This is a genomic window from Streptomyces griseorubiginosus (assembly GCF_017614965.1).
GTDB classification, from domain to species: Bacteria; Actinomycetota; Actinomycetes; order Streptomycetales; family Streptomycetaceae; genus Streptomyces; species Streptomyces griseorubiginosus_B.
The window spans coordinates 1-4,535 of sequence record NZ_WVUG01000475.1 but is presented as its reverse complement, the minus strand read 5'-3'; the positions used below and the strand labels follow the sequence as shown (position 1 = coordinate 4,535).

Here is a 4,535-nt window from a genome sequence, read left to right as displayed (position 1 = left end):
CCTTTCCGCCCCCGGACGCGGTCGTCGTCGCCCCGGCCACCTTCAACACCGTCAACAAGTGGGCGGCCGGCCTCGCCGACACCCTCGCCGTGGCCACCCTCTGCGAGTCCTACGGCCTCGGCGTCCCGGTCGCCGTCCTCCCGTGCGTGGCCGACTCCCTGGCCGTCCGCCCCGCCTACCGGGACAGCCTGGCCCGGCTGCGCGGCATGGGCGTCCGGTTCGGCGAGCCGTACTCCGGCGAGGCGGGAGAGGACGGCGCGCGGCCGGAGTTCGGCTGGGAGACGGCGCTGGACCTGCTCGGGCGGCGGTGACGTTCAGCCCTCCGGCACGAGGACGTACGCTCCCTTCGGGTACCCCCATACCGAAGGCAGGAGCGGCAACGATGCAGTACGTGAAGCTCGGTTCGACGGGCATGGACGTCTCGAGGATCTGTCTGGGCTGCATGACCTACGGACTGCCCGACCGAGGCACGCACGAGTGGACGCTCGACGAGGAGGCGTCCCGGCCGTTGATCCGGCAGGCGCTCGAAGCCGGGATCAACTTCTTCGACACGGCCAACGTCTACTCGGACGGCACCAGCGAGGAGATCGTCGGCAAGGCGCTGCGCGACTTCGCGAACCGCGACGAGATCGTGCTCGCCACGAAGGTGCACGGCCGGACCCGGCCCGGCCCCAACGGCGCCGGCCTGTCCCGCAAGGCGATCCTGAGCGAGCTCGACCACAGCCTCAGCCGGCTCGGCACCGACTACGTCGACCTGTACCAGATCCACCGCTTCGACCCGCACACCCCGGTCGAGGAGACCATGGAGGCCCTGCACGACGTGGTCAAGGCGGGCAAGGTCCGCTACATCGGGGCCAGTTCGATGTTCGCCTGGCAGTTCTCCAAGATGCAGTACGTCGCCGAGCGGCACGGCTGGACGAAATTCGTGACCATGCAGAACCACTACAACCTCCTCTACCGCGAGGAGGAGCGCGAGATGCTGCCGCTCTGCGCCGACCAGGGCGTCGGCGTGCTGCCCTGGAGCCCGCTGGCCCGTGGCCGGCTCACCCGGGACTGGGGCACGGTCACCGAGCGCAGCGCGGGCGACAACTTCGGCAGCCGTCTGTACCCGGACAGCGACCGCACCGTCGTCGAGGCCGTGACCCGCATCGCGGACGACCGGGGCGTCCCGCGTGCCCAGGTCGCCCTGGCCTGGCTGCTGCACCAGGACACGGTGGCGGCCCCGATCGTCGGCGCCGCCAAGCCGCACCACATCGAGGACGCGGTGGCCGCGGTCGACCTCGAACTCAGCGACAAGGAGATCGAGGAACTCCAGCAGCCCTACACCCCGCACCCGATCGTCGGGCACAGCTGACCGGTGCGGATCCGGCCCCTGGGATTCGCCTAGTGGGGCCCCTGAGGCGCGAACTCCGTGCCGCAGGGGCCCGCTCCCTCGCTCTCGGCGAGCCGCACGGGCTCGCCGCTCATGGTCAGCGTGCGGTAGTAGACCCCGATGCGTTCGGCCGAGCGGCCCACGTAGTGGCCGATGAACGAGCGGCGGAACCGGTCGGCCGTGCGGTTGGGCCGGGAGCCGTGCACCAGGCTGCCGTTGAAGAACAGGACATCCCCCGGCGCCATGTCGACCGGCACGGCCGCGAGACCCGGCGGCGGAGGGACGTACTCCCGGGCGAACGACACCTCGCGGTCCGCCTCCTCCGGACAGAACAGGTCCATGAGGTGAGTGCCGGGTACCACCTCGAGGCCGCCGTTGTCCCGGTCGATCAGGTCGCAGGCCACCCACGCCGCCACACAGGTGCCGGGCTCCACCCGCAGATAGAAGTTGTCCTGGTGCAGCGCCTGCCCCCGGGCGCCCGGCGGCTTGAAGTAGAACATGCTCTGCGCGGCCAGCACCTCCTCGCCCAGCAGGGCCTCGAGTACCGTCCGCAGCCGCGCGTCGAGCAGCACGCTCCGCGCGAGGTCGTCGATCTCGTGCGGGTGCATCACCCTCGGGTACGCGGCGAGCGGATCCTCCGACTCCCGGGGCTCGAAGTGTCCCGGCACCCGCCCGCCCGCGTGCAGCGCCGCGAACCGCTCACGCAGCCGCTCGATCTCGTCGTACCCGAACAGCCCGCGCACCACCGTGAAGCCGTCCTCCGCGAACCGCCGCAGTCCGTCCTGGGTCAGGATCTCCGCGCCGGACGCGTCCTTGTCCGTGACTGTCATCAGTCCCCTCCTCGGTCGGGTTCCTCCCACTGGTCACGTTAGGCTGCGGCCCTCACCAGGAGGATGCCCGTGAACGCTGACCACTTGCCCGGGACTGCTGCGCCGCCGCCCGGTCTGGTCGTGATCGGCCACTACGACGAAGGCCCGGGCTACGCCATCAACCGCCCCCGCGGCGCGCGGAGTTGGCTGTTCACCTGGACGACCGGCGGTAGGGGCCGGCTGCGCCAGGGCGACGCGGAGGCGGGCGCGCGCGCCGGGGACCTGGTGGTGCTCGCCCCGGGCGTCGGGCACCAGTACGGCGTCGAACCGGGCGCCCCCGGCTGGCGGTTCTGGTGGGCGCACTGCCAGGCACGGCCCTCCTGGACGCCGTGGCTGCGTCCGTACGGCACCGGGGACGGGCTGTACGCCGTCACGCCGACCCCGGCGGCACTGCACGGCCGCGTCGAGGCGGCGTTCCGCCGGATGCTCGCCGACGCCCGCTGGACGGGAACCGAGGCTCCGCCCGCCGCCGCGCCGGACGACGACCGGGTCGCCGTGGCGCACGGCACCGCCGCCCGGGAACTCGCCCTGACGGCGCTGGAGGAGGTCGTCCTGCTCACGGCCGCCGGCGCGCGCCCGGCGCCGCCCGCCGCCGGTGTCGACACCCGGGTACGCCGGGCCGAGGCGCTGATCGCCGCCGACCCGGCCGCCCCGCACACCGTCCGCTCGCTCGCCGCGAGCGTCTCCCTCTCGCCCTCCCGCCTCGCGCATCTGTTCACCGAGCAACTCGGCCAGTCCCCGATGCGCGCGCTGCGCGAGGCACGGCTGCGGCACGCCGCCCGGCTGCTGGAGGGCAGCGACCTTCCGGTCGAGCGGGTGGCCGCGGTTTCGGGGTTCGCGAGCCCGTTCCACTTCAACCGCGTCTTCCGCGCCCGCTACGGGGTACCGCCCGGCGCGTACCGGGCGGGCGGCTCAATGGTTGGGGAGTGAACCGGCGTACGCCGGCGCGACCGGCAGCGCGTCTGGTGGGCGAGGTCCCTCAATGGTTTTCGTCCGGCGTCCCGGCGCGGCGGCGGGAAATTTCCTCCCGCGGATTGACGATTCGTCAAAGTCCGGCGCCCCGCGCGCAATGCACAAAACCGCGAGATCCCTTGTTCCGGTTCGCTGACCTGTGAAAAGGTGTGCGTCGTCGGCGCACAGAAAATGCACGTTTTCACTGTGCGCGCGAGGCCACTCCCGTTCGTTCCCGAGCTTCAAAAGAGCTGTCCCCGGCGGACGTTCGAGATGCCGAACCCGTACGAGTGGACTCGTCGCCTTGCCGACGGGTCCCCATGCCAATTGGTATGGACTTTATGCGCATGCCCCGAGAGGAATGCAGCCGTGAAAGACGTCGGCCTGTCGAATTCCCCCACATCTGCCCGTCGGTTCGAGGTGACGGACGAGCAACTGAGTGCCGAACTCAAGAAGTGGACGGGAACGACGCCCGCGCTGCAGCCCGTCGGTGAGCTTCTCGACCGGCACTGGGAGGCCGGGTTCGCCTACGCGCGGCTGTGCACCGACGGTGCTCCCGCCGCGGGCATGCTGACCACCGCGGCGTTCACCCGCCTCTTCGGCGAGACCCTGCGGCAGAACGGCCCCACCTCCGCCTGGCGGCCCCAACTCCTCGTCACCGTGCGCCGGATCGCGGCCGAGTGGGACAACGACCACCGCCGCGAACACCTCCACCCCGAACTGCGCTCCGCGGCCGAGGGCGGCGACCGTGTCGTCGCCCATCTGCTGCCCTCGGCCGAACGGCGCCTGCTGTCGGGGGCGTTCCAGCGGCTGCCCCAGTCGCTCCGCTGCGTGCTGTGGCACGTGGAGGTGGAGGCGGAACCGCTGGAGATACCCGGCGGGCTGCTCGGTCTGGAGGTGGAGGACGCGCGCGTCGAGCTGGGGCGGGCCCGCGACCGGCTGCGCGAGGAGTGCCTCCAGGTCCACCGCGAACTCGCGCCCGAGCAGGAGTGCCGCCGCTACCTGCGGATGCTGGACGTCACCTACCGGCGCGGCGGCATCGACGTCGACCCCGACCTCGCCGAGCACCTCGCGCGCTGCACGCACTGCCGGCACACCGCGGAGCAGCTGGCCCAGTTCAACCACGGCCTCGGCCTGGCGCTGGCCGAGGCGGTCCTGGGCTGGGGCGCCCAGGCCTATGTGCAGTCCCGGATCGCGGGCCCCCTGCGGGACGGCACCCCGCCGCCCGCCGAGGCCCGGCCGCCCAAACCCCAGGGGATCGTGGGCGAGTCGTTCACCATGGCGGGCGAACCCTTCACGACACCGGGCACGCCGTTCATGCGGACGCGCGAGGCATCCCCGGC

5 protein-coding genes are annotated in these 4,535 nt (G+C 72.2%); 4 read left to right on the top strand and 1 reads right to left on the bottom strand.

Annotation, left to right across the window (positions count from 1 at the left end; translation table 11 throughout):
* Together GRC12_RS42150 and GRC12_RS42145 are read left to right on the top strand one after the other, a co-directional pair.
* A partial coding sequence (locus GRC12_RS42150; protein WP_280117598.1) for a flavoprotein occupies positions 1-311 on the top strand: 311 nt, incomplete at its 5' end.
* Between the two features lie 71 nt (positions 312-382).
* Entirely contained in the window at positions 383-1,354 is a 972-nt protein-coding gene (locus GRC12_RS42145) for an aldo/keto reductase (protein WP_208785735.1), read from the top strand.
* A 29-nt stretch (positions 1,355-1,383) separates the two neighbouring features.
* Here GRC12_RS42145 and GRC12_RS42140 read toward each other — a convergent pair whose 3' ends face one another.
* Positions 1,384-2,202 carry a phytanoyl-CoA dioxygenase family protein gene (locus GRC12_RS42140; RefSeq protein ID WP_208785734.1) on the bottom strand — a complete coding sequence of 273 codons (819 nt, stop codon included), beginning with the start codon at positions 2,200-2,202 and terminating at the stop codon, positions 1,384-1,386.
* Positions 2,203-2,265: 63 nt separating this feature from the next.
* Here GRC12_RS42140 and GRC12_RS42135 point away from each other — a divergent pair, with 63 nt between their 5' ends.
* The gene (locus tag GRC12_RS42135; protein ID WP_208785733.1) at positions 2,266-3,171 is read left to right on the top strand and encodes a helix-turn-helix domain-containing protein; all 906 of its coding nucleotides are present in this window, start codon (positions 2,266-2,268) and stop codon (positions 3,169-3,171) included.
* Positions 3,172-3,561: 390 nt separating this feature from the next.
* A partial coding sequence (locus tag GRC12_RS42130) for an RNA polymerase sigma factor (RefSeq protein WP_368861637.1) occupies positions 3,562-4,535 on the top strand: 974 nt, incomplete at its 3' end.